Annotated in this window: 22 protein-coding genes; all 22 read left to right on the plus strand. The window is 29.2% G+C overall.

The features are described from left to right. The first annotated feature begins 89 nt into the window (after positions 1-89). The gene (locus tag ACFWTK_RS00930) at positions 90-1,169 is read left to right on the plus strand and encodes a tetratricopeptide repeat protein (RefSeq protein ID WP_415874282.1); all 1,080 of its coding nucleotides are present in this window, start codon (positions 90-92) and stop codon (positions 1,167-1,169) included. Between the two features lie 301 nt (positions 1,170-1,470). Continuing rightward, positions 1,471-3,315 carry a polysaccharide biosynthesis protein gene (locus ACFWTK_RS00935; RefSeq protein WP_415874283.1) on the plus strand — a complete coding sequence of 615 codons (1,845 nt, stop codon included), beginning with the start codon at positions 1,471-1,473 and terminating at the stop codon, positions 3,313-3,315. Positions 3,316-3,433: 118 nt separating this feature from the next. Beyond that, entirely contained in the window at positions 3,434-4,750 is a 1,317-nt protein-coding gene (locus tag ACFWTK_RS00940) for a nucleotide sugar dehydrogenase (protein WP_415874284.1), read from the plus strand. A 72-nt stretch (positions 4,751-4,822) separates the two neighbouring features. Next, positions 4,823-5,926, plus strand: coding sequence for a Gfo/Idh/MocA family protein (locus ACFWTK_RS00945; RefSeq protein ID WP_415874285.1), 1,104 nt, complete (start codon positions 4,823-4,825; stop codon positions 5,924-5,926). Positions 5,927-6,001: 75 nt separating this feature from the next. Continuing rightward, complete coding sequence (locus ACFWTK_RS00950) at positions 6,002-6,742, plus strand: DapH/DapD/GlmU-related protein (protein ID WP_415874286.1); 741 nt, start codon at positions 6,002-6,004, stop codon at positions 6,740-6,742. A 105-nt stretch (positions 6,743-6,847) separates the two neighbouring features. Continuing rightward, complete coding sequence (locus ACFWTK_RS00955; protein ID WP_415874287.1) at positions 6,848-7,552, plus strand: acylneuraminate cytidylyltransferase family protein; 705 nt, start codon at positions 6,848-6,850, stop codon at positions 7,550-7,552. Beyond that, complete coding sequence (gene neuB, locus ACFWTK_RS00960; RefSeq protein WP_415874288.1) at positions 7,545-8,591, plus strand: N-acetylneuraminate synthase; 1,047 nt, start codon at positions 7,545-7,547, stop codon at positions 8,589-8,591. The genes ACFWTK_RS00955 and neuB overlap by 8 nt, the downstream gene beginning before the upstream one ends. An 18-nt stretch (positions 8,592-8,609) precedes the next feature. Then, on the plus strand, positions 8,610-9,758 hold the full coding sequence (gene neuC / locus ACFWTK_RS00965; RefSeq protein WP_415874289.1) for a UDP-N-acetylglucosamine 2-epimerase: 1,149 nt from the start codon (positions 8,610-8,612) through the stop codon (positions 9,756-9,758). 14 nt (positions 9,759-9,772) lie between these two features. Further along, a complete protein-coding gene (locus tag ACFWTK_RS00970) occupies positions 9,773-10,411 on the plus strand; it encodes an acetyltransferase (RefSeq protein WP_415874290.1) in 639 nt (212 codons plus the stop codon). A gap of 4 nt (positions 10,412-10,415) precedes the next feature. Further along, complete coding sequence (locus tag ACFWTK_RS00975) at positions 10,416-11,465, plus strand: nucleotidyltransferase family protein (protein ID WP_415874291.1); 1,050 nt, start codon at positions 10,416-10,418, stop codon at positions 11,463-11,465. 40 nt (positions 11,466-11,505) lie between these two features. Next, the gene (locus tag ACFWTK_RS00980) at positions 11,506-12,501 is read left to right on the plus strand and encodes an NAD-dependent 4,6-dehydratase LegB (RefSeq protein ID WP_415874292.1); all 996 of its coding nucleotides are present in this window, start codon (positions 11,506-11,508) and stop codon (positions 12,499-12,501) included. A gap of 281 nt (positions 12,502-12,782) precedes the next feature. Next, entirely contained in the window at positions 12,783-13,880 is a 1,098-nt protein-coding gene (locus ACFWTK_RS00985) for a LegC family aminotransferase (protein WP_415874293.1), read from the plus strand. A gap of 102 nt (positions 13,881-13,982) precedes the next feature. Then, positions 13,983-15,467: a capsule biosynthesis protein gene (locus tag ACFWTK_RS00990; RefSeq protein ID WP_415874294.1), complete on the plus strand. Its 1,485-nt coding sequence runs from the start codon at positions 13,983-13,985 to the stop codon at positions 15,465-15,467. Positions 15,468-15,563: 96 nt separating this feature from the next. After that, the gene (murJ, locus tag ACFWTK_RS00995; RefSeq protein WP_415874295.1) at positions 15,564-17,114 is read left to right on the plus strand and encodes a murein biosynthesis integral membrane protein MurJ; all 1,551 of its coding nucleotides are present in this window, start codon (positions 15,564-15,566) and stop codon (positions 17,112-17,114) included. 14 nt (positions 17,115-17,128) lie between these two features. Next, entirely contained in the window at positions 17,129-17,869 is a 741-nt protein-coding gene (locus tag ACFWTK_RS01000; protein WP_415874296.1) for a leucine-rich repeat domain-containing protein, read from the plus strand. A 566-nt stretch (positions 17,870-18,435) separates the two neighbouring features. Then, positions 18,436-19,233, plus strand: a complete 798-nt coding sequence (gene wzy, locus ACFWTK_RS01005; RefSeq protein ID WP_415874297.1) for an O-antigen polysaccharide polymerase Wzy — start codon at positions 18,436-18,438, stop codon at positions 19,231-19,233. Between the two features lie 25 nt (positions 19,234-19,258). Next, complete coding sequence (locus tag ACFWTK_RS01010) at positions 19,259-20,374, plus strand: glycosyltransferase family 4 protein (RefSeq protein ID WP_415874298.1); 1,116 nt, start codon at positions 19,259-19,261, stop codon at positions 20,372-20,374. Positions 20,375-20,398: 24 nt separating this feature from the next. Beyond that, entirely contained in the window at positions 20,399-21,433 is a 1,035-nt protein-coding gene (locus ACFWTK_RS01015; RefSeq protein WP_415874299.1) for a glycosyltransferase family 2 protein, read from the plus strand. A 136-nt stretch (positions 21,434-21,569) separates the two neighbouring features. After that, a complete protein-coding gene (locus ACFWTK_RS01020; RefSeq protein WP_415874300.1) occupies positions 21,570-22,823 on the plus strand; it encodes an O-antigen ligase family protein in 1,254 nt (417 codons plus the stop codon). Between the two features lie 53 nt (positions 22,824-22,876). After that, positions 22,877-23,530: a sugar transferase gene (locus ACFWTK_RS01025; RefSeq protein ID WP_415874301.1), complete on the plus strand. Its 654-nt coding sequence runs from the start codon at positions 22,877-22,879 to the stop codon at positions 23,528-23,530. 31 nt (positions 23,531-23,561) lie between these two features. Then, positions 23,562-24,272, plus strand: a complete 711-nt coding sequence (locus ACFWTK_RS01030) for a WecB/TagA/CpsF family glycosyltransferase (RefSeq protein WP_415874671.1) — start codon at positions 23,562-23,564, stop codon at positions 24,270-24,272. 65 nt (positions 24,273-24,337) lie between these two features. Continuing rightward, positions 24,338-25,759: a flippase gene (locus ACFWTK_RS01035; RefSeq protein ID WP_415874302.1), complete on the plus strand. Its 1,422-nt coding sequence runs from the start codon at positions 24,338-24,340 to the stop codon at positions 25,757-25,759. Positions 25,760-25,764: the final 5 nt, after the last annotated feature.

Consider the following 25,764-nt stretch of genomic DNA (forward strand, 5'->3'; position numbering starts at 1 on the left):
TTTTATGACCTTTTGCAAATAAAGCTATTTAATATTATAATGGTACTGATAAAATACATATCATAACTAGACGAGGTTGGTGAAAAAAGATGGATGCAAAAGCTCACTTTAAGGATAAACTCTCAAATCTATTATTCTTAGAAATGAAAAAAGAAAGAGTTGAAGCTATATTTAATGCTAAATTTGAAGAAAATGAAGAAATTTATATACCAATAGCAACAGAGGATATAATAAATAAAGTAAAGGAAGGAAAAAACGTAGAAAGTATACCAATAGGATTTTTTATTGAAGGTATGATATATGTATTAGGAGCTGACGAAGATTTTAGATTTAATAATATTTATAAAAAGCTCATAAATAGTGTGCCAAAATCTTCGGAATTTATAAAGGGAAAGATAGCAGAGAAGGTAAAAAGCAAAAAATATGAAGAAGCCTATATTATGCTAAAAGGATTTCTTCAAATCAATAAAAGCAAGGAAGTTTTTGATAAGTTAATAATACTTTCAGATAACTTAAGGGCCTCTAACGATATGTATATAGAAGAGGAATTAGAGATAATTCATAAGGCTAAATCTATAGAAGATTATGCACTTCCATATTTATATGAAGCTATGTTAGAGAGAGATAAAGGAGACTATTATGGAGCTTTATTTTCTATAAATAATTATATTTCTAAAGGAGGAGAAGAAACAGCGGAAATCATCGAGTTTAAAGAATCCTTAAAGATAATAAATGAATATGATAGAGCTAAAAAGATTGTGTATGAAGAACCAAAAGAGGCACTTCAGATACTGCTTCCTATGCTGGATCAGTTAGGCGATAGTTCGGAAATCTATTATTATATAGCTATTGCATATAGAATATTAGAGAATTTTGAAAAGGCTATTTATTATCTACAAAGTTCTATTGAAATAGATAGTTCCTATCCTGAAGTTTTTAATGAAATGGGAATTAATTATGCTTCTCTTGGAGATTTTGAAACGGCAGTAAAATATTTAAGGAAAGTATTTGAAGCTACTAAGTCTATTGAGGTATGCACTAATTTAATAATGTGTTATATAAATATGGGAGATTATAAACAGGCAAGACTTCATCTTGAAATTGCAAAGAAAATAAATAAAGAAGATGAAATAGTTAAAGAACTAGAAATTATGTTGAAAAATGTATAAATATATTGAAAATGAAAGATTTAAGAAGTGAATTTAGGAAATATACTATGTTAATAAAGTATAATCTGAAATTTGTACAATTATATAAAGAAATAGATAGAAATAGATAAAAATTAACATATTTTAAAGCTCTATTTATGATATAATAAACATGTCTTACGCATAATATTATATTTTTGCGTAAAACATGTTTTTTTAATACACATAACCTAAATATTATATAAAAAACATTGAATAATTTTAAAAATGATGTAAAATGATTTAGGGTAGATAAAATAAAGAGCGTTAAGGAAGTGGTAACTTGAAGGACAATAAAAAGTTCGTAGTTTATGACATTATGCTAGTGACTATATTTTTATACTTTGCTCTGTTATTGAGATTTGACTTTAATATACCTAAAGAATATATAGTATTTTTTAAAGTGTCTATTGTCCCTGTTATTTTAATAACTTTGCTTTGTAATAGAATATTTCATCTATACGATTATATATGGAAGTATGCTTCTGTAGACGAATTAATCTCTATTGTATATTCAGTGTCTCTGTCTAATGTTATTTTTATAGTATATAGCTATTTTGTAAATTATAAATTAATAGAAAATATGTACTATAGGTTTCCAGCTACTGTGCATATTATCTTTTGGCTTTTATCTATAGGATCTTTAGGTGGAACTAGATTTATATACAGAATTGTTGGAAGAAATACCAATGGTATAGATGATAGTGATAAAAAGTCTAGGGTTTTAATAGTAGGGGCAGGAGATGCTGGCTCTATGCTTATAAAAGAAATTAAAAAGCATAAAACTTTAAATTACGATATAATAGGACTTATTGACGATGACTTGTCAAAGATAGGTCAGGTTATAAATGGAATTAGAATAATAGGAACAAGAGATGATATTCTTAGAATATGTAAAGATAGTAAAGTAGAAGAAATATTTATAGCTCTTCCTTCTGTTAGTTTTCAAGAAAGAAAAGAGATATATAATATATGCAAAAAAACAGGATGTAAGTTAAAAACTCTTCCAGGGATTTATGAAATAATCAATGGAAATGTAAATATAAGTCAACTAAGAGATGTGGATATTAACGACTTGCTAGGAAGAGCTCCAATAAAACTCAATAATGAAAATATAAATAAGTATATAAATGATAAGGTTGTATTGGTTACAGGTGGAGGAGGCTCTATCGGTTCTGAACTTTGTAGGCAAATAGTTAAATTCAATCCAAAAAAATTGATAATATTAGATATATATGAAAACAACGCATATGAGCTGGAAATGGAGCTAAAGTCTAAATATCCAGATTTAGATTTAGAGGTGGTTATAGCATCTATTAGAGATTTTAATAGATTAAAAGAGATATTTAGTAAATATAATCCTTATGTAGTATTTCATGCAGCAGCTCATAAACACGTGCCTCTTATGGAGGGTAATCCAGCAGAGGCCATAAAAAATAATATAATTGGAACCTATAATGTAGTGAAATGCAGTGACATGTATAAAGTTAAGAGATTTGTACAAATAAGTACAGATAAGGCTGTAAATCCTACAAATGTCATGGGAGCTACAAAAAGATTTTGTGAAAAAATCATTCAAGCTTTTGACAAGGAAAGTGAGACAGAATATGTAGCAGTTAGATTTGGAAATGTTCTCGGAAGCAATGGTTCTGTAATCCCTCTTTTCAAAAAGCAAATAAAAGAAGGAGGACCAGTAACTGTCACTCATCCTGAGATAAACAGATTTTTTATGACTATTCCTGAAGCAGCACAGCTTGTAATTCAAGCAGGAGCTATGGCTAAAGGAGGAGAAATATTTGTTCTTGATATGGGTGAACCAGTTAAAATAGTGGACTTAGCAAGAGATTTAATAAGATTATCAGGACTAAAGCCTGATGAGGATATAAAAATACAATATACTGGGCTAAGACCGGGAGAAAAATTATATGAGGAGCTTTTAATGGATGAAGTAGCTTTAACATCTACAGAACATGAAAAGATATTTGTAGAAAAGCCTATGGAATTTGATGTAGATTATGTAGAAAAGTCTATAAACGAGTTTAAAGAGGTTATTTATAAAGAAAAGGAAGATATAATTAAACTTCTTCAAGAAAAAGTTCCTACGTATAAAAGAAAGCAATATATGTAGGCTTAAGGAATTATAGTTTATGCATATACCTGTTAGGTATGGAAAAGACTATAAATAAAGTTATATAGATACACTGAAAGAGTAAACTTAGAAAACCTTAATATTAGGAGGAATTATAATGGCAACATTAAAAGAAGAATTATTATTAAAACTAAAAAACAAAACTGCAAAACTAGGAGTTGTAGGACTTGGATATGTAGGATTACCTCTTGCGGTAGAAAAGGCTAAAGCAGGGTATGATGTAATAGGATTTGATGTTCAGGAGAAAAAAGTACAACTAGTTAATGAAGGACATAATTATATTGGAGATATATTAGATGAAGATCTAGCTAATCTAGTAAAGGAAGGTAAGTTAAAGGCAACTACTGATTTTGCTTTTGTAAAAGATGTAGATGCAGTAGCAATAGCTGTTCCAACTCCACTTGATAAATTTAAACAGCCAGATGTATCTTATGTTGTAAATTCAACTAAAGATGTCGCAAAGTATGTCCATAGAGGAATGCTTGTAGTTTTAGAGAGTACAACTTATCCAGGAACTACAGAAGAAATAGTTAAACCTATCTTAGAAGAATCAGGTTTAAAATGTGGAGAAGATTTCTTCTTAGCTTTCTCACCAGAAAGAGTTGATCCAGGTAATAAGCAGTTTAAAACTAAGAATACTCCAAAGGTTGTTGGAGGGGTGACTCCAGACTGTACAGAAGTTGCAGCAGCTCTATACAGCAGTGTATTAGAAGGTGACATTCACAAGGTTTCATCACCAGCTGTAGCTGAAATGGAAAAAATACTTGAGAATACTTTTAGACATATAAATATAGGACTTGTAAATGAAATGGCTATACTATGCAAAAAAATGGGTATAGATATTTGGGAAGTTATAGATGCAGCAAAAACAAAACCATATGGATATATGGCATTTTATCCAGGTCCAGGTCTTGGTGGACACTGCATACCTCTAGATCCTTTCTATCTAACATACAAGGCTAGAGAATTTGATTATCATACAAGACTTATTGAAACCGCTGGAGAAATCAATGATTTTATGCCTGAGTTTGTTGTAGAAAATGCTATGAAGCTTTTAAATAAAGATAAGAAATCATTAAATGGTTCTAAGGTTCTTTTAATGGGAGTTGCTTATAAAAAGGATATTGACGATATGAGAGAATCTCCAGCATTAAAAGTTATTGAACATCTAGAAAAAAATGGAGCAGAAGTAATGTATAACGACCCATATGTTCCAACATTTAAGCATAATGGCAAGGAATATGTATCTGTAGAGTGGGAGAAAGCAATTGATGAAGCAGACATAGTTATAATAACAACTGACCACAGCTCTTATGATTATCAAGCTATAGTTGATAGAGCTAAAATATTCTATGATACAAGAAATGCTTCAAAAGAAGTTAAAAATAATAGAAAGAAAATACACAAATTATAAAAATTTACAGGATAGACCCTAAAATGAAGACTTTAGGGTTTATCCTTTATTAAAATTAAGGAGTGATAAAGCATGAAAAAATTAAAGTTTGCTATAATAGGATGTGGAAGAATATCATATAAACACGTTGAAGGACTTGTAAATAATAAAGAAGAAGCCGTTTTGGTGGCTACTTGTGATGTAAATATAAATAAAGCCATTGATAAGAAAAATGAATATATAGAAAAGATGGGAGAAAATCTTACAGTAAATACATACAGTGATTACAAGGAAATGTTAGAAAAAGAAGATATAGATGTAGTAACAATAGCTACAGAAAGTGGATATCATCCAGAAATAGCTATTTATTGCATGAAAAAAGGAAAGCATGCAGTGGTTGAAAAGCCTATGGCTTTATCAATTAAAGATGCTGACGAAATGATAAAGGTTGCTAAAGAAAATAATGTAAAATTATCAATCTGCCATCAAAATAGATTCAATAAGCCTATACAACAATTAAGAAAGGCTATAGACGAAAACAGATTTGGAAAACTTGTAAATGGTACTGCAAGAATACTATGGAATAGAAATATGGGATACTATGAACAGGCACCATGGAGAGGTACTTGGAGACAAGATGGTGGTACTTTAATGAATCAATGTATCCATAATATAGATTTGCTTCAATGGATGATGGGTGGAGAAATAGATACTGTATATGCACAGTGCGATACTTTTTTAAGAGATATAGAAGCAGAAGATTTTGGTGCAGTACTAATAAGATTCAAAAATGGTGCGATAGGGATAATTGAAGGAACTGCTTGCGTATATCCTAAAAATCTAGAAGAAACTTTAAGTATTTTTGGAGAAAATGGAACTGCTTGCATAGGAGGTCTTGCTGTAAATAGAATTGAGACTTGGAGATTTGCAGACAATAAGGATAATGAAGATGAGATATTAAAAGCTCAAGAAGAAGATCCAGATTCAGTATACGGTAAAGGACATACTCCTTTATTTAAAAATATTATAGATGCTATAAATAGTAATAGTGAGCCGCTTATAAATGGAGAAGAAGGTAAAAAGGCAATGTCAATAATTCTTGCAGCATATAAGTCAAGATTAACAGGAATGCCAGTGAAGTTCCCTATGGATGATTTTTCAACTTTAGATATGGAAAAATATTATTTAAAAAAATAAATACATTGTGTAAATTAAATATTTGAATTTACTTTGTCAAAGCTTAATCAAATAAGTACAAGAGAGGATAAACTTATGAATTATATTTCTGATAGTGCGAAGTTAGGAAGTAATGTAAAGATTGGATGCTTTGCAGTTATAGAAGATAATGTACAAATAGGAGATAACTGCATAATAGGTCATAATGTAGTCATACATGAAGGAAGCATAATTGGAAGCAATGTAAGAATAGACGACAACAGCGTAATTGGAAAAACTCCTATGAGATCTGTAAACAGCATATTTAAAGATGATAAAGAATATAAACCTTGCAGCATAGCTAATGAATGCTTAATAGGGGCAGGAGCAATTATATATTGTGGATGTGAGATTGGAGAAAAAACCCTTATTGCAGATTTAGCTACTATAAGAGAGGATGTAACTATAGGAAGTGCAACTATAATTGGAAGAGGAGCTACTATTGAAAACTTCTGTAAAGTAGGATCTAATTGTAAGATTCAAACTAATGTATATCTTACAGCTTACTCTAATGTGGAGGATAATGTATTCATTGCTCCATGTGTTGTAACTTCTAATGATAATTATGCTGCTCGTTCTAAAGAACGTTTTGGCAAGTTTAAAGGTGTGACTATAAAAAAAGGTGGCAGACTAGGAGCAGGAGTGGTAGTTCTTCCTGGAAAAACCATAAATGAAGATGGCTTTGCAGCAGCAGGCAGCGTTGTAACAAAAGATGTAGAAAAAGCTGTAATAGTTGCAGGAAATCCAGCGAAAATATTTAGAAGCGTTCCAGAAGATCAGCTTTTAAAAAATCAATAACTCAGAAAGATTATCACTTTTTTTAATTTAAAACTTTATACTTTAAACCAAGTTTTAAAAAATAATCTGATACTGGTTACTAAAATAAGAGGTGTATTGATAAGCATGTATAAAGATAAGCGGATTTTAGGTGTAATTCCTGCAAGAGGTGGTTCTAAGGGCATACCACATAAAAATATAATAAACTTTTGTGGAAAGCCGCTTATAGCACATTCTATAGAAGCAGCGAAAAAATCAAAATATATAGATTATATACTAGTATCAACAGATGATAGAGAAATAAAAGAGGTTTCCTTAAAATATGGAGCAAAAGCTCCATTTTTAAGGCCAAAAGAAATATCTGATGATAAGTCTAAATCTATAGATGTAGTTGTTCACGCTATAAATTATCTTAGAGATAATGATGAGACTTTTGATTATGTGATACTTCTTCAACCAACATCCCCTCTTAGGACAGAGAAGGATGTTGATTCTGCTATAAAAACCATAATAGAAAAGAAAGGAAGATCATTAGTAAGCCTTTGTAAGGTAGATGAAAATCCAATTTTAATGAGGACCATTGAAGGTGGAAAACTTAAGCCTATCTTAGAATTTGGTGGAGACAATCTAAGGAGGCAGGATCTTCCTCAGTTTTATATATTTAATGGAGCTATATATATAAATACAGTAGATATGTTATTAGAAGATAGAACTTTTGTAGATGAACACACTATACCTTATATTATGGAAAAATGTAAGTCTGTGGATATTGATAATATATTGGATGTAAAAATAGCAGAATATATATTAGAGGAGAATATGGATGATTAAGATAAAAGGAAAAGTCTTAGGTAGTGGCAAACCTTGCTTTATAATTGCAGAGGGCGGAGTAAATCATAATGGAGATATAAATCTTGCGAAAAAAATGGTGGATAAAGCTATTGAAGCAGGTGTAGATGCTATAAAATTTCAGACTTTTAAAAGTGAAAAATTAGTTACAAAATATGCAGCAATGGCAAGATATCAAAAGGACAATATGGGAATAGAAGACAGTCAGTTTAGTATGCTAAAAAAGCTTGAATTATCTTATGATGAATTTGCTGACCTAAAAGAGTATTGTGACATGAAAGGTATAATATTCATGTCAACTCCATTTGATTTTGAAAGCGCTGATTTTTTAAATTCTATAGGAATGGAAGCATTTAAGATAAGCTCTGGAGATTTGACTAATATACCTATGCTAGAACACATAGCTAAGTTTAATAAGCCTATTATATTATCCTCTGGAATGGCAGTTTTAGGAGAAATTGAAGACGCTGTTATGGCCTTAAGAAATTTAGGATTAGAAGATATAGCTGTACTTCACTGTACATCTAATTATCCTGCAGCTTTAGACTCAGTAAACTTAAAAGCCATGAATACTATTAAAAATACTTTTAAAGTAGTAGGAGGATATTCTGATCATACCAATGGTATAACTATTCCCATAGCTGCTGCAGCTCTAGGAGCCGATATAATAGAAAAGCATTTTACATTAGATAAGAACATGGAAGGACCAGATCATAAGGCTTCATTAGATCCTTTGGATCTAAAAAAAATGGTAGAAGAAGTTAGAAAAGTTGAAATCTCTATGGGTACTGGAATAAAGATGTTTACTAAAAGTGAAATGGATACTATGAAGGCAGCTAGAAAAAGTATAGTAGCATCAAGAGACATAAGAAGAGGACAAATAATAGACATTAAGGATTTGGATTATAAAAGACCTGGTACCGGTCTATCTCCAAAATACTATAAAGAACTTCTAGGAAAACGAGCAAGGGTAGATATAAAAAGAGACGAACAGATAAATTTAACCTTAGTAGAAGATTAGTGGAAGGATTGAATAGTTTTGAAAAGAAAAATTGCTGTAATTACAGGAACTAGAGCAGACTATGGAATATATTATTCAGTACTTAGAGCCATAGAAAATCATCCTGATTTAGATTTGAGTTTAATAGTTTGTGGAATGCATCTTTGTCCAGAGTTTGGTATGACAGTGAAGGAAATTGAAAAAGATGGATTTCATATTGAAGACAAGTTAGACACTATACTAGCCTCAGATACAGGAGCTTCTATGGCAAAATCTATAGGTATAACTCTTATAAGTTTAACTCAGAGCCTAGAAAGAATAAAACCAGACATATTGGTAGTTTTAGGAGACAGAGGAGAGATGATAGCAGGTGCTCTTGCAGCTATACATATGAATATTCCAGTGGCTCATATTCATGGTGGAGAGGTTACTGGAACTGTAGATGAATCAATAAGACATGCTATAACTAAGCTTTCCCACATACATTTCCCAGCTACAGAGGACAGTAAAGAAAGAATAGCAAAAATGGGTGAAAGAGAAGAAAACATTTATGTAGTAGGGGCACCCGGAATTGACTATATAAAAAATACTAAGTATTTGTCTAGAGAAGAAGTATTAAATAGATTTAATCTAAAAGATGATAAAATTTTCATAATGACTCAGCATCCAGTAACTACAGAGAGAGACTTAGTAGAGTGGCAGGTACGTCAGACTTTAGAAGCTGTTGTACAAACAGGAGTTCAAACAGTTATTTCTTATCCTAATAGCGATAATGGAGGAAGAGAAATAATTAAAGTTATAGAAGAGTATAGAAATAAGTATGATTTCCTTAAGGTGTTTAAAAATTTAAGTCAGGTTGAATATCTGAGCCTTTTAAATGAGGCAGATGCTATGATCGGAAACTCATCTTCAGGTATAATAGAAGCTCCTAGCTTTAAACTGCCTGTTATAAATATAGGTACTAGACAGGAAGGTAGGCTTAGAGCTGTAAATGTAATAGATGTAGGATATGAAAAGAAAGAAATACTTAAAGGTATTAAAATAGCATTATATGATGAGGAATACAGAGAAAAGCTGAAAAAATGCATTAATCCATACGGAGATGGAAGAGCAGGAGAAAGAATAGCCAATGTTCTAAGTAAAGTAGAAATTAATAGAGAACTTATTCAAAAGAGAATAACCTACTAAAAGAAGGTGTTTTAGTGGAAAGGATTGTACTTATAGGCGGCGGAGGTCACTGCAGAGTTATAATAGATATATTAAATAGCATGAAAAAATATGAAATTGTAGGGGTTACGGACAAAGGAGGGGCAGAGAAAAAAATTCTAGATATACCTGTTATAGGAGATGACAGTATATTAGAAAGTCTATATGATAGCGGAGTAAAAAATGCTTTTGTATGTATAGGAGCATTAAATAATATAGACATTAGAGATAAAATTTATTTTAAATTAAAAAATATTGGATTTAATATTCCTAAACTAATACATAATAAAGCAATAGTATCACCATATGCAGAGATTAAAGATGGAACCTGTGTTATGGCAGGAGCAGTTGTAAATCCAGGATCAGTTATTGGTGAAAATTGCATAATAAATACATCAAGTGTAATAGAACATGATTGTATAATAGGAAGAAATACTCATATTTCTCCAAGAAGCTCTATAGCAGGGGGAGTTAAAATAGGAGATAATTGTCACATAGGTATGGGAAGCTCAGTTATTCAAGGAATAACTATAGGAAATAACACAATTATAGGAGCAGGATCTGTTATTTTAAATGATATAGAAAGCAATGTAACGGTAGTAGGAGTTCCTGGAGAAATAATAAAACGTAGGTGATTTGATGAAGTTTTCATTAGATAAATACTGTATAAGTGAAAATGAAACTATTAAAGAGACAATGCAAACCATAGACAGAAATTTAATAGGTGGAGCCTTTGTTGTTGATGAAAATACCAAAGTCAAAGGAGTCGTAACAGATGGAAACATAAGAAGGGCTCTGCTAAAAGGTTATAATTTAAATGATAGCATTTATGGAATATATAGTGAAAATTATAAATATGTTAATAAATTTGTAAGTAAGAAAAAAGTAAAGGAAATGATGTTAAAATACAAAATAAGACAGGTGCCTGTTTTAGATGATTATGGACGAATTATAGATTTATACTTTTTAGATGATATATTATCTTACGATGAAAAAGATAATTATGTATTTATTCTTGCTGGTGGGCTTGGAACTAGATTAAGACCGCTTACAGAAAATATGCCTAAGCCAATGCTAAAGTTAGGAGAAAAACCTATATTAGAAAATATAATAGAGCAATTTAAAGAGTATGGATATAGGAAGTTCATTATTTCCTTAAATTATAAGGGCAACATCATAGAAGATTATTTTGGAGATGGAAAAGAGTTTGATGTGAAAATTGAATATGTAAAAGAAACCAAGAAACTAGGTACTGCAGGTTCTATTGCCCTTGCTAAGGATAAATTAACTAAGCCTTTTATTGTGATAAATGGTGATATACTTACAAGTATAGATTTTGATGCTCTTTTAAGTCATCACGTAACCAATAATTTTGATATTACTGTAGGTGCAAGGAACTACGAGATAAAGGTACCTTATGGAGTTATGGTTATAAAAGAAAATCTTATAACTTCTTTGGAGGAGAAGCCTACATATAGTTTCCATATAAATAGCGGAGTTTATGTACTAAGTGAAAGTGTTACTAAATATATTCCAGAAAATCAAATGTATAATATGACAGATCTTATAGAAGATGTTATACAAAACAATGGAAGAGCAGGGATTTATAAGATTACGGAATATTGGTCAGATATAGGACAAATAGATGACTTTAAAAAAGCAAACGAAGATATAAAGAAATTTTTCTAAATATACTATAAGACTAAGTTAACATAAGGAGTGTAAAAGCATGGCTTGGAAAGGAAAAAAAGTTTTGGTCACAGGAGCAGAAGGATTTATAGGAAGCCATTTAACTGAAAGATTAGTAGAGTTAGGTGCTAATGTTACAGCTCTTGTACAGTATAATTCTTTTAATAATTGGGGATGGATTGATACTTTTGATAAAAATGTTAAGGATAGTATAAATGTTATAACAGGAGATATAAGGGAATATGACAATGTTAAGAGAATGGTTAAAGGGCAACAAGTTGTAATGCACTTAGCTGCTTTAATAGCAATACCTTATTCATACTTATCTCCAATGGCATATGTAAGAACTAATGTAGAGGGAACTACAAATATATTAGAAGCTTGTAGAGAAGAAGATAATATTGAAAGAATAGTACATACTTCTACTAGTGAAACTTATGGAACTGCTCTTTATGTTCCAATAGATGAAAAACATCCAATGCAGGGTCAATCACCTTATTCTGCGTCAAAAATAGGTGCTGATAAGATGGCAGAAAGTTTTTATAGATCTTTTAATTTACCAATTGTAACATTAAGACCTTTTAATACTTATGGACCTAGACAATCTGCAAGAGCAGTAATTCCAACAATAATTTCTCAAGTGCTTGCTGGGAAAAAAGAAATCAAATTAGGCAGTTTAACTCCAACAAGAGATTTTAACTATGTCAAAGATACAGCTGAAGCTTTTATAAAGGTTGCAGAAAGCGATAAAACTATAGGAGAAGTTATAAATGCAGGTTCAAATTATGAAATAAGTATAGGAGACACAGTCCAAAAAATAATAGATATTATAGGGGCAGATGTTAAAATAGTCTGTGATGAAGAAAGAATAAGGCCAGAAAAGAGCGAAGTTAATAGATTATGGGCTGATAATACGAAAATTAAGCAGTTGACGAACTGGGTACCTAGGTATACTCTTGATGAGGGACTAAAGGAAACAATTGAATGGATTAAAAATAATATGCAGTACTTTAAAACAGATATTTATAATGTGTAATATAATAAAAATGCGCAGCATTTTTATTAAGTGGAGAAGTGGAAGCGCCAGTGGAGAGAAAAGCAGTTTAGAAAGTGGAGAGTGTAGGAAGTTTAGCCGCTGCGCTTAGTTTAGAAAGTTTAGAGCTTAGATCTTTTCTAAACTAAGCGCAGCGACTAAACTTAGTGCCTTGGCGCCTCCACTCTCCACTGCTGCACTGTGCCTTTAGCGCCTCCACTTTGAAATATTTTACTACGTAAAATATTTCTATTACTTTAGAAAATCTAATGGGAGTGAGTTTTATGATACCTTTATGTATACCCCAAATGGGTGGAAACGAGTGGAATTATGTTAAGGAATGTATAGATACAAACTGGGTTTCTTCTGTTGGAAGCTATGTAGATTTATTTGAAAAAAAATTTGCTGAATATGTTAAGGCAAATTCAGCGGTTGTAACAATGAATGGTACAGCAGCAATTCAATTAGCACTTATAACTTTAGGAATTGGACCCGGAGATGAAGTTATTGTACCTTCCATGACTTTTATATCTCCTGTGAATACCATAAAATATGTAGGAGCAGAACCTGTATTCTGTGATGTGTGCAGAGATACTTTTGTTATGGATGCAGATAAAGTAGAGGAACTAATAACTCCAAAAACTAAGGCTATAATGCCTGTACACATTTATGGTCATCCTGTAGATATGGATAAAATAATGGATATAGCAAAAAAGTATAATCTATATGTTATAGAAGATGCAACTGAAGCTTTAGGTTCTAAGTATAATGGAAAAATGTCAGGAACCATTGGACATATAGGAGCTTTTAGTTTTAATGGGAATAAACTTATAACAACTGGAGCTGGCGGAATGCTTGTAACTAACGATAAAAAATTTGGAGAAAGAGCTAAATTTTTATCAACTCAGACTAAGATTATTCTAGAGAATAAGGGATTTTACCATCCAGAGATAGGATATAATTTTAGAATGCCTAATCTTTTAGCAGCATTTGGAGTTGCACAACTTGAGAAGGTAGAAGAATTTTTAAAAATAAAAAGAGAAAATGCAAAATATTATAATGAACTTCTAAAAGATGTAAAAGGAATAACCCTTCCAACGGAAAAAGAATGGGCGGAAAATTCCTATTGGTTATATTCTATATTAGTTGAGGATGATTATGGAATAACAAGAGATGAACTCATAAATGTGCTTAAAGAAAAAGGAGTAGAGTCTAGACCATTCTTTATGGCTGTACATAAAATGCCTCCATATAAAGATTGTAAACATGGAGATATGAGTGTGACAGAAGAAGTAGCAGCTAAGGGATTAAATCTACCAAGCTCTGTGTCACTTACTAAAGAAAATATAGATTATATATGTTCTATAATAAAGAATTTATAGTCAAAGAACTGTTATAAGTTAATATTAAGCTTTAGTGTATAATTAGAATTAGGCAATATGAGATTATAATTTTATACTTTTATGATAAAAGGAGTATTAGTTTTGAAAATAGAAGATCCAATAAACATAATGTTAGATTTAGAAAAGAAATTTAACTTATTTAATATAAAAGTTAGGGACTTGAAAATTTGGTATTTCTGTAGGCAAGAGGTTAACTATAGAATAAGTTCTTCTATAAATTCTTCTGTGAACGGTTCTAAGAAAATTAAAAAGGGTGAAAGGCAAATTAAAGCAAATATTAAGAATAACCTCAAAAAGATTTTGCTATATATAAAGAGTTTAAGATGGGGAACTAATGATTATGAAGAGACAGATATTTTATGCTTGTCAAATAATAATATGAGAAGAGAAATTGAAGACGGTAAAGAATTCGATATTATATTTGACTATATAGGAAAGTACTTAAAAGGAACGAGTTATTCTATATTAAATACCTTTAGTGGTAAACAGTTCACAAAGAATTTCTATACTGAAAAATGCTATAATTTAACTAACTATTGTTTAAATATATACCTATATAAAAGTTACTATAATATTGTCCTTAGAAAAGAAGAAATACAGTATATTAGAGAATTTTTTCATGAGGTAGAGAAATATATTCTTGAAAAGTATAAGTTACATGTAAATATAACAGAAACAGTTTTAAGAAATACAGCTGCATTAATTAAGAGCTATAAATATGCCTATTCGGTATTAGAAAAAATAAAGCCAAAAGTGTTATATGTAGAATGTGCTTATAGTAATTTGCATTTGCCTTTTATATATGGAGCTAAAAGTATAGGTATAAAGGTTGTAGAATTTCAACATGGAGTTATAAGTAATAAGCATTTAGGTTATCTATTCAATGATGCAACTCCACAAAAGGACCCTATACCTGACTATATATGCGTATACGGAAGCTATTCAAGAAGGCTATTGGAAGATATGAATTCTAATTTAAAAATAAAACTAATAGAATATGGTTATCCATATTTAAATGAAAAAAGTATAGAGGTTCAAAATACCAGCATAAATAAGAAATATAAGTATCTAATTACTACACAAGGAAGTGTTAATTATAGATACTGGAGAAGGTTTATAAAGGATTTATTAGAAGAAGATAAAAATGCAAGGATTTTAGTCAAGCTTCATCCAAATGAGATAAATCAGTATAAAGATTATTATAGCAATTTATTAAATAATAGCAGAGTTGAATTTGCTACAGATAAAAATGTATATGAATGCTTAAAACTTAGTGAAATTCATTTATCAAGTTTTTCAACATGTCATTATGAGGCTATTTGCTGCAATATAGATACTATAGTTGTTATGTTTCCAGGTTGGGAGCATGTTAATGTCTTAAAAAAGTATGGAGTTAAGTTTGTAAATACACCATTGGAACTAATTAATTATTTAAAAAATGAAAAATGTGGCATTTTATTTAATAAGTTTAAAAAAGACTTCTTTAATATCGAAAATAGTGAATTAAACACAAATGACATTGGCAAGAAGATTTCTAATATAAATAATTACTTTTTACAAAGTTAATCTACATATAATAAGCAATACCTATAGGTCAGAGCAATATATAAAATTATAAACACTTAAAATCTATAGTGTGAATGATACAATTAGGAGGAATACATGAGTAAAGTAAAGCTTGCTAGAGCAGCAGGTCAAATTATGTTTATAACTATAATCAGTAAAATATTAGGCTTTTTAAGAGATACAATGACTGCTAGTGCTTTTGGCGCTAATATTGAGTCAGATGCGTATATGACAGCGTTAATTATACCTACTATACTGTTTGGATTATTTGGTATGGCAATTTCAACTACATTCATACCTTTTTTAAGTGAAGGGTTAGAAAAAAATGGAAAAAAGGATATGTTCAGCTTTGCAAATTCAGTTATCAATATAATTATGCTAATATCTATTGTTTTATGTCTGTTAGGATGGACATTTACCGGGGATTTAGTAAGATTCATTGCACCTAAGTTTGATGGATCAAAATTTAGTCTTACAGTAAAATTAACTAGATTAAGCATAATCAATATATTATTTATGTCTTTAAATAGCGGATATATGGCAGTACTTCAAACCTTAGATGATTTTGCTGCACCATCTGCAGTCGGAATTGCCATGGATTTACCTATAATAATATATTTACTTATAGGAAAAAATCATACAATAATGGGGTTGACTATTGTTACCATTATAGGATATGGAGGACAGATTTTAATACAGATACCTTGGTTGATTAAACATGGATATAAATATAGTTTTAAAATTAATTTTAAGGATCCAAGATTAAAAGAAATGCTAATGTTAATTTTACCTGTTATAATGGGAGTGGGAATTAATCAAATTAATACCTTTGTAGACCGTGTTATGGCATCAGGACTTCCAGATGGCAGTATTTCCGCGCTTCAATATGCTAACAGAATTAATTCCATTGTATATAATATATTTGCAGCTGCAATAGTTACGGTAATGTATCCAACCTTATCTAAAAGCATTGACAAGAATGATTTTACTCAATTTAAAAAATATATGAGCAAATCAATAACTAATATTAATATGATTATGATTCCATCTACAGTTGGAATTATGATATTAAGAACTACTGTTATTAGTGTTTTGCTTAAACATGGAGTTTTTGATGATAAATCAGTATATATGACATCAGATGCACTCTTATTTTTGTCTATTGGGATAGGTGTTTTGGGTATAAGAGATATCTATAATAGAGCTTTTTATTCTATGCAAGATACAAAAACACCTATGCGAAATACTGCAATTGGGGTTGGAGTTAATATAATTCTAAACATATTTTTAACAAAGTATTTAGGAATAAAAGGACTCACTTTGGCTACTACAAGCTCTATAGTAGTTTGTACAGTTTTGTTAATTCTTAATTTAAAGAAAAGAATAGGAAATATTGAAGGAAGAAGTTTGAAAATATCAACTTTAAAAATAACATTAGCATCTATTTTAATGGGTATAGTGGTGTACTTTACCAATGAGTATTTCATAAATAATTTCGCAGGCTTTAGGGGTGATCTTTTAGCATTATCGATTTCAGTTGCCTTAGGAGTTATAGTTTATGCTATACTGTTAAATATATTTAAGGTAGAAGAATATGAAGTTTTAAAACGCGGATTAGTAAATAGAATTAAAAGAAAATTAAGTTAGGAGAGAAAATTGATATGAGCCATATAATAGACGAGTTGATAGCTAATATTCAAAACGGAAAATATAAAAAAGCTTACAACATTTTTTTAATAATCTTTATATCAGTATTTACAGTAAGAACAGCTATAATCTTATCATCTCCTAAGCCATATTTGTTGGTTAAAAATGTGAATGTCAATAATGTATTAGAAGAACAAATTGATTCTGCAGAAGAAGAAATCTCTAAACCAGTTAAATTTAAAGATGATAATTTTGAATATAAAATCAGGAGTATTCTAGGTGTATTTGATAGAGACATATTAGATAAAGACCTAAAAAAGATAACCTCAATGGATTTAAATCATAATAATATCGAAGATTTAGAAGGCATACAGTATTGTGTCAATTTAAAAAAGATAAATTTATCATACAATAAAATAAGCAATATTGATAATCTTAGGAATCTGAAGAAGCTAGAGGAGATAAACTTATTTAATAATAATATAGAAGATATAAGTGCTTTAAGCAATCTGTCAAAATTAAAGAAAATCGATTTAGCTAAAAATAGAATTAAAGATGTAACTCCATTAGGTAGTCTCAAAAATCTCCAGGAACTAGATTTATATAGTAACCATATAGAAAATATAGAAGTTCTAAGTCAACTTAAAAAACTTACTTTTTTAGATGTTTCACGCAATAAAATAAAGGATTTAAACCCTATAAAAGGTATGAATCTAAAATCTAAAGAACTACTATATTGGGGAAATGATAATTAAATTTAGGAAGGAAAATAGTATTTATGAAAAAAAAATATTTTATAAATATATCAGTATTATTTGCACTCTTAAGCTATTCTTATTACTATTTTTTTTACTTTATACAAAACTTCAGCAATAAGACTGGGTTTCCACTTCACCCAAATGGAGTAAAATTGATAGAAAGTATAGTTTTGATAGGGATAGTCACTTCTTTTTATGTTATTTATGATATAAATGAGAGTATATATTTAACTTTTAGCTATGTATTGCATATATTTGTATTTCTTCCAATGGGAGTTTTTTATTGGATGTCAAATTCGTCAAGAGCATATTTTTATATGCAATTTATATCCTTTTTAATATTAAACCTTTTTTACTATGTTTTTGTACATAAAAAACATAAAAGTTTTGAGTATGTTTCCTCTAAGATTAATTTTTTAAAGATAAAAAACAGTAAGTTTTATACTATATTTAACTCAAGTAAACTTTTCAATATAATATTTTTGGGCATTATTGGATTGTTTATAATTGCGGATATACTAGCATATAAACTATATGGAAATTCAATTTATTATCTGTTTCACATGAAAGAAGTTTATTCTATAAGACTTGCAGCAAGAGCAAAGGTTCCTGCAAAAATGAGTTATATTATTTCATGGTCAGCCCTAGTTATAATACCATCATGCATAGCATGGTGCGTAAAGCATAAAAAGTACTTTTTTATAGCAGTTCCTGTGATAATACAAGTCCTTCTATTCACTATTGGAGGAAATAAAAGTCATTTATTTGGATTAGCATTAACTATATTTATATTTATTTTGTTTAAAAATAAGTTTATGTATTTTTTTACAACTTTCTTGAATTTTGTAATCGCCACATCATTGATTATAAATAATAAATTTATAATGGCAATTGTAATAAGAAGAACATTCTTTGTGCCTGCATCTACTAGTAATGCATATTATGATTTTTTTAGTATAAATCCTAAAATTAAGTTAGCTAATAGTATATTTAGAGTATTCTTTGAGGATCCTTATAAATTAGATCCATCATTTATAATATCTAGATATATATATAGACTACCAGATATGTCTTCTAATGCAAACTATATCGCAAATGCTTATGCTAATTTTGGCCTTTTAGGAATATTAGTATTTTCTATAATTTTATCTTTAGTATTCCTATTTATAGAATACTTTAGCTTAAATAAAAAATATAAAGAATATATAATTTTAATTTCATTTAGTGCAGTGTTTGTTTTGACTAATTCTGCATTGCTTACTACTTTATCAAACCATGGGTTGGCTTTTTCAATAATTATGTCCTACGTATTTATTAAAGCAGTAAACAACAAAGAAAATTTAAAAAAACCTAACATATAAAAGTATATATTTAGAGGTGAAACTAATGAAAGTATGTATTATAACTTCTGGACATGACGTTTATGACAGCAGGATATATTATAAAGAAATATTATCTCTAAAAAAGATATATAATGAAATCTATATGGTAGCTCCAGGAGAAGAAGACTTTATCACTAAAGAAGGAATAAAGGTAAAGTGTTTTAAAAAGAGAAAGTCTCAAATAGACAGGCTTCGAGTGATGGATGATATGTATTCTATAGCAAAGAGTATAAATGCAGATCTCTATCACGCTCATGAGCCAGACTCTCTTCAAGTTGGTATTAAACTAAAAAAAGCATTAAATTGTAAAGTGATTTATGATTCACATGAATATCATCCAGAAGCATTTGCAGAACATTTTAAATATGGTAAGAGTTTAGTAACAAAGTCAGTATATTTATATGAGAAGAGATTAGCAAAACAAGCAGATTACATAATAACCGTAAATGATTTATTAGTAAGTAAATTTAAAGAATATAATAATAATGTAGTTTTGTTACCTAATTATCCTGTGCTAGACAAAGTAGAAGTGCATAAACAATATGATATGAAACCTATGTTTGTTTATGTAGGTGGACTTACTAAAGATAGAGGAATATTAGAAATTTTAAAGGCAATAAATCTAATAAATGAGGATTACAAATATGTATTCATCGGTGGTTTTTCTGAGGAAAGTTTCGAAAAACAGATTAAAGATTATGTAGATTCAAATTTAAGTAAAAAGGATATAGTCTTTACAGGAAAAATTCCTCATACAGAAGTATTTAAGCACTTAGAGAAAGCCCTAGCTGGTTTTGTGCTACTTCAACCTAATAATTGGAGATATGTAAATGCAGAACCTATAAAATTATTTGAATATATGATGAGCAAAACTGCAGTTATAGGTGCAGATTATCCAATGATAAGAAATATTGTTGAAAAGGCACAATGCGGAGTGCTTGCAAAAGCAGATGATCCAAAGTCTATAGCTGAATCTATAATAAAGCTTGGTAATAATATTGAAATGGCAAAAAAAATGGGCGAAAGAGGATATTCTCAGGTTGAAAAACAATACAATTGGAATATAATAAAAGAGAATTTAATATCAACTTATAAAGAAATAGAAAAAAATTTAAGATAAAATTATTAAGATGGAAGGTAAAAAATGAGTACTAACGATATAAAAAGGACTGTTTCTGTTATAATTCCTTGTAGAAATGAGGAAGAATATATTGGTGAATGTTTAGATGGTTTTATAAACCAAACTTATCCAAAGGAGTATTTTGAAGTTCTCGTATGCGATGGATTGTCTACTGATAAAACTCGAGACATAGTAAAAAGTTATAATAGAAAGTATAATAATATAAAACTTTTGGATAATAAAGGATTATCAGCACCTAAAGGTATGAATGTAGGGATAAGAAGCAGTAAGGCAGATGTAATAATAATATTTGGAGCTCATGCTTGTCCGGATAAAGAATTTATAGAAAATAATGTAAAAGCTCTAGAAAATGAGGAAGCAGGCTGTGTAGGTGGACCGATTACTACTATCAGTAAAAATGATACTGGCAAAGCTATAGCCCTTGCAATGAGCTCACCTTTTGGAGTAGGAAATGCATTCTTTAGATTTGCTAAAGAAGAAATGTTTGTTGACACTGTTGCTTTTGGTGCTTATAAAAGGGATGTTCTAGATTCAGTAGGCTATTTTGATGAAGAACTTGTTAGAAATCAAGATGATGAATTAAATTATAGGGTTATTAAAGGAGGATATAAGATATTACTTTCTCCTAAAATAAAATCTACTTATTATAGTAGAGGTTCCTTAAGAAAGCTATGGAGACAATACTATCAATATGGTTTTTGGAAAGTAAGAGTTATGCAAAAACATGGTAAAACTGCGTCTATAAGGCATTTAGTACCTATGGCATTTGTTCTTGCTAATATATTTGGTATTATACTTGGTATATTTTTTAAGCCTATATTAATATTATGGCTTATACAATTAGGATTATATTTAGCCTGCGATTTATTTTGTTCTTTCAAATTAGGAAAAGAGGATGTTAAGCTGTTAAAGTATTTACCTTTGATTTTCCCAATATTACATATAAGCTATGGCTTAGGTTTTATAAATGGTATCTTGGGATTTTATTTACTAAAATCAAATAAGATGATAGATAAAAATACAAGGACATCGAGATAGATAAAATACTTTATAAGTAATTTGTCTACGATAAATAATATTAAATAAATACAATATAAAATTAGCACTATGTGCTAATTTTATATTGTATTTTAAAATGAGAAATTACCTTATATAGGAAGGTGATGGTTTTACCATGAAAAATAAACTTTTATGCTGTCTGCTGTATTTATATTTAATATGCCAAGCAGTAATTCCTACAAAATTTAAGTTAAATGGAACTATATTTTATGGAGATATTGTTTTGTTTGCAATAATTCTTGTATATTTAATCAGCATTCTTATCTATAGTGATACAAGAAAAAGGTTTATAACTGGACTTATAGACTTTTTTACAAGTTATTGGAGTATAGAGATGGTTCTATTGGCTGTTATAATGGGAATATCTACTGTTTACGCTGTTGATAAGATGCTATCAATAAGTGAAACTATAAGATTTACTTTATACATAATAATCTATTTTATAATTAAATATGAAGTGAATTCAAAAATGGTTATAGATAATATGTTAAAATTGTATATTAGTGTTTGTGTTATGGTTAGTGCTTTTGGAATATTACAATATTTCACAAAGATTGGACTTGACAAGAAGTTCATATACTATGGGAAAGGTTTATCTGTAGATTTTAGAATAACATCAACTATGGATAATCCTAATAGCTTAGGAGCATTTCTAGCATTATCACTATTCCCTCTTATAGCTTTAACTATTTATGAAGAGGTAAGAATTAAAAAGTTATTATATGCAGGAGCAACGTTAATAATATTATCAAGTATAATTCTAAGTATGTCACGTAATACATGGCTTGGAGTTTTAATAGGTATGGTACTTATAATTATAATGTATAATTGGAGAGGTATAATATTGTTGATTTTAGGAATAGGAAGTTCTTTAATAATACCTCAAGTAAGACATAGAATTAAAGACTTTAGCTCATTACTAGATGATCCAAGAATAAAGATGTGGAAAATAGCTGTAAAAATGATTAAAGATCATCCTATTTTAGGTGTTGGCAATGGTAATTACACTGTGTTATATGGAGATTATATAAAAAAGTATCCACAATTAAAATATGGTATATATAATGAATTTCCAAGTCATAATTCTTATTTAAAAATACAGAGTGAACTTGGTATACCAGGAATAAGTATTTTTATATTAATGCTATTATCAATTTTAATTAGAATAAAAAAAATGATAAATGTTATAAATGATAAATTCTATAAAGAGTTCTATAGAGGATTCTTCGTATCTGTAATAGTATTCTTTATAATGAATATTTCTGATAATTTATTTTTCGTACCAAAAATAAGTATGTACTTTTGGATTTTAGTAGCTATTTTTGAAAGAATTATATATAATAGTAACTGTCAAAATAGCGCGTATTAGAGATATTTTATGGCGTAAAATATTTCTAAGTATAAGAGTGGGAGAGGATTTTAATGAATGCAAAGAATATAATAATAGATGTAGAAAAGGATATAGAAGCAAAAAAACTTCAGTTTGCTGTAAAAAGACTTATGGACATAGTTTTATCTCTTATTGGAATTATTATTCTTATTCCATTTTACATAATAATTGCTATAGCTATTAAGTTAGATTCCAAAGGTCCAGTTATATTTAAACAAATAAGAGTTGGTAAAGACAATGTTCCTTTTAAAATATATAAGTTTAGAACCATGGTTCCAGATGCTGAGAAGAAAAGAGAGCTTGCTATTGATTGCAATAACATTGAGAATTTTGTATTTCAAAGCAAAAGCGATAATAGAATAACGAAGGTTGGAGATTTCCTTAGAAAGACAAGTTTAGATGAAATACCACAGCTGTTTAATGTTCTTATTGGAAATATGAGTCTAGTAGGACCAAGACCTGAAATTCCTGATGTGGTAAAATTCTACCCAGAAGAATATAAACAAAGGCTGTTAGTCTTGCCGGGAATCACTGGCCTTGCTCAGGTGAGTGGAAGAGGAGAAATAGAGCTTGGTAAAACTATATATTATGATTTAACCTATATTAAGAACTTTTCTATTTTATATGACATAAAGATATTATTTAAAACAGTACTAAGTGTATTTAAAAGAGAAGGAGCATTCTAAAAGTATTGTTTTAGGAATAGTAGGTGGAAACATGTTTACAAAGATACTAAAGTATAATGTTTTTAATAAGTCAAAATCGGAATTTATGAGTTATATACAGAACTTTGAAAAGATTAACATTATCTCTGGAAATCCAGAGATTTTATATAGTGGGCTTAAAGATGATGCTTTATTTCAATTGTATACTCATCCAAATTCGGTAATAATACCTGATGGTATAGGTACTGTTATAGCTTCAAAGATAGTAAAAAATCCAGTAAAAGAGAAAATACCAGGAATTGAGATAATGGAAGAGATAATTAAAAAATGCGAAAGAGAAAATAAAAGCATATACTTGGTAGGAGCAAAGGAAGAGATTTTAAAGGGATGCATTGTAAATATAATATCAAAATATCCTAGATTAAAGATTGCAGGAAGTCATAATGGTTATTTTGATTTAGATAATTGCAGTGATTTAATACAAGATATACAGGAAAAAAGTCCTTTTGCTTTATTTGTAGCAATGGGGTGTCCAAGGCAAGAAAGATTTATACAAAAGTATTTTAATGTTCTTCCATGTAGAGTATTCATGGGAGTAGGAGGAAGTTTTGATGTTTTTGCTGGGAAAGTAAATAGGGCTCCGAAATGGATGATTAATTTAGGGTTAGAATGGCTTTACAGAGTTGTAAAGGAACCTTTTAGAATTAAAAGATTGATGGTTATACCTAAATTCCTAGTAAAAGTTATTCGGTCAACAAATTAATACAAGAAGGAAAATAAGACAGTAAATATAAAAATTTAGTGAAATACATAAATCAGTTTAGGGTGGTGAAAGAGATAAAGAATATAGCTAAGAACTTTTTATCCATAGGCGCGGCTAACATAGTATCACAATTCCTAACTTTTTTAGTTATAGCTTACTATGCAAGGATTCTAGGCGTAGATAAATTCGGGCAGATAAGTTTAGCACAATCTATATTAACTTATTTTACCATGTTTACCTTGTTTGGATTTCAAACCCTAGGAATTAAAGAAGTATCTAAAAGTGAAGTATCTAAGGAAAACTTAGCTGGAAATATAATATTTCTCAGATTAGTATGTGCTTTAATAGGTTTTTTAATTATGGTATTAATAGGGAGCTTTACTAATAAGGGAACAGATTTTAAGGGACTTATGACTATATACGGATTAACCCTTTTTCCTTTGGCTTTTAATATTGACTGGTTTTATTTTGGTACAAAGGAAATGCAGTATAATGCAATATACAATGTATTAAAGTCAGCCCTTCCTTTTATTTTGACAATAATATTTTTGAAGGATAAGAATCAAATACATTTAATTCCTGCATTTATGGTTATAGGTATGACAGCGGCTTCAGCTTTTCATGCTTATGTATTTTATAAAATAAAAAAGCTAAAATATAAACCTGTAATAACTGCAGACAAAATAAAATTTCTTATATTAAATTCATTACCATTTTTACTTTCTGCATTATTATCTCTTATAAATGGAAACATTGATTCAATTATAATAGGATTTATGAGAACTGATGGGGAACTAGGTTTGTATTCCTCAGCTTATAAAGTTATATACTTTTTAATTAATCTAATAGCTATAATATTTACTCCATTTTTTCCTATACTTATAGAGCTATTTCATAATAATAAATTAAGAGAGTTAAAAGATACTATTGACAACCTGTGGAAGATAATAGTAATGATAGCATATCCTATGTTGATAGGAGGAATACTTTTATCTCAGCAAATTATTGTACTGCTTTTTGGTGAAGAATTTAAAGAAGGATATATGGTCTTTTCTATACTATTAATATATGCTTTTATATTATTTTTAAGGGAAAACTATGGATACAGCTTAAATGCTTGGAATAGAGAAAAATCATATTTAAAAACGGTTACTATTTCAGCTGTAACAAATGCTGTACTTAATTTAATGTTAATTCCTGCTTATGGAATTAATGCAGCAGCTATTACCACAGTTTTATCTGAAATAATTAATTTTGCTTTAATGAAAAAGGAAGCTGAAAAGGTTATAAAGGTGCCTTATCTTAAGTACTTTTTAAAGCTTTCACCTTCAATAATAGTAATGGGCAGTCAAATACTTATATTTAAATATATTCATGTTAATGTAATAATAAATATAGTCACTGCAGTCATTATATATTTTATATCATTGATAGGTTTTAAATATATATCTAAGGATGAAATAAAAGAATTGATAAAAAGGAAATAACTAAT

This window comes from Clostridium sp., assembly GCF_047777555.1.
Classification (GTDB): Bacteria; Bacillota; Clostridia; order Clostridiales; family Clostridiaceae; genus Clostridium_H.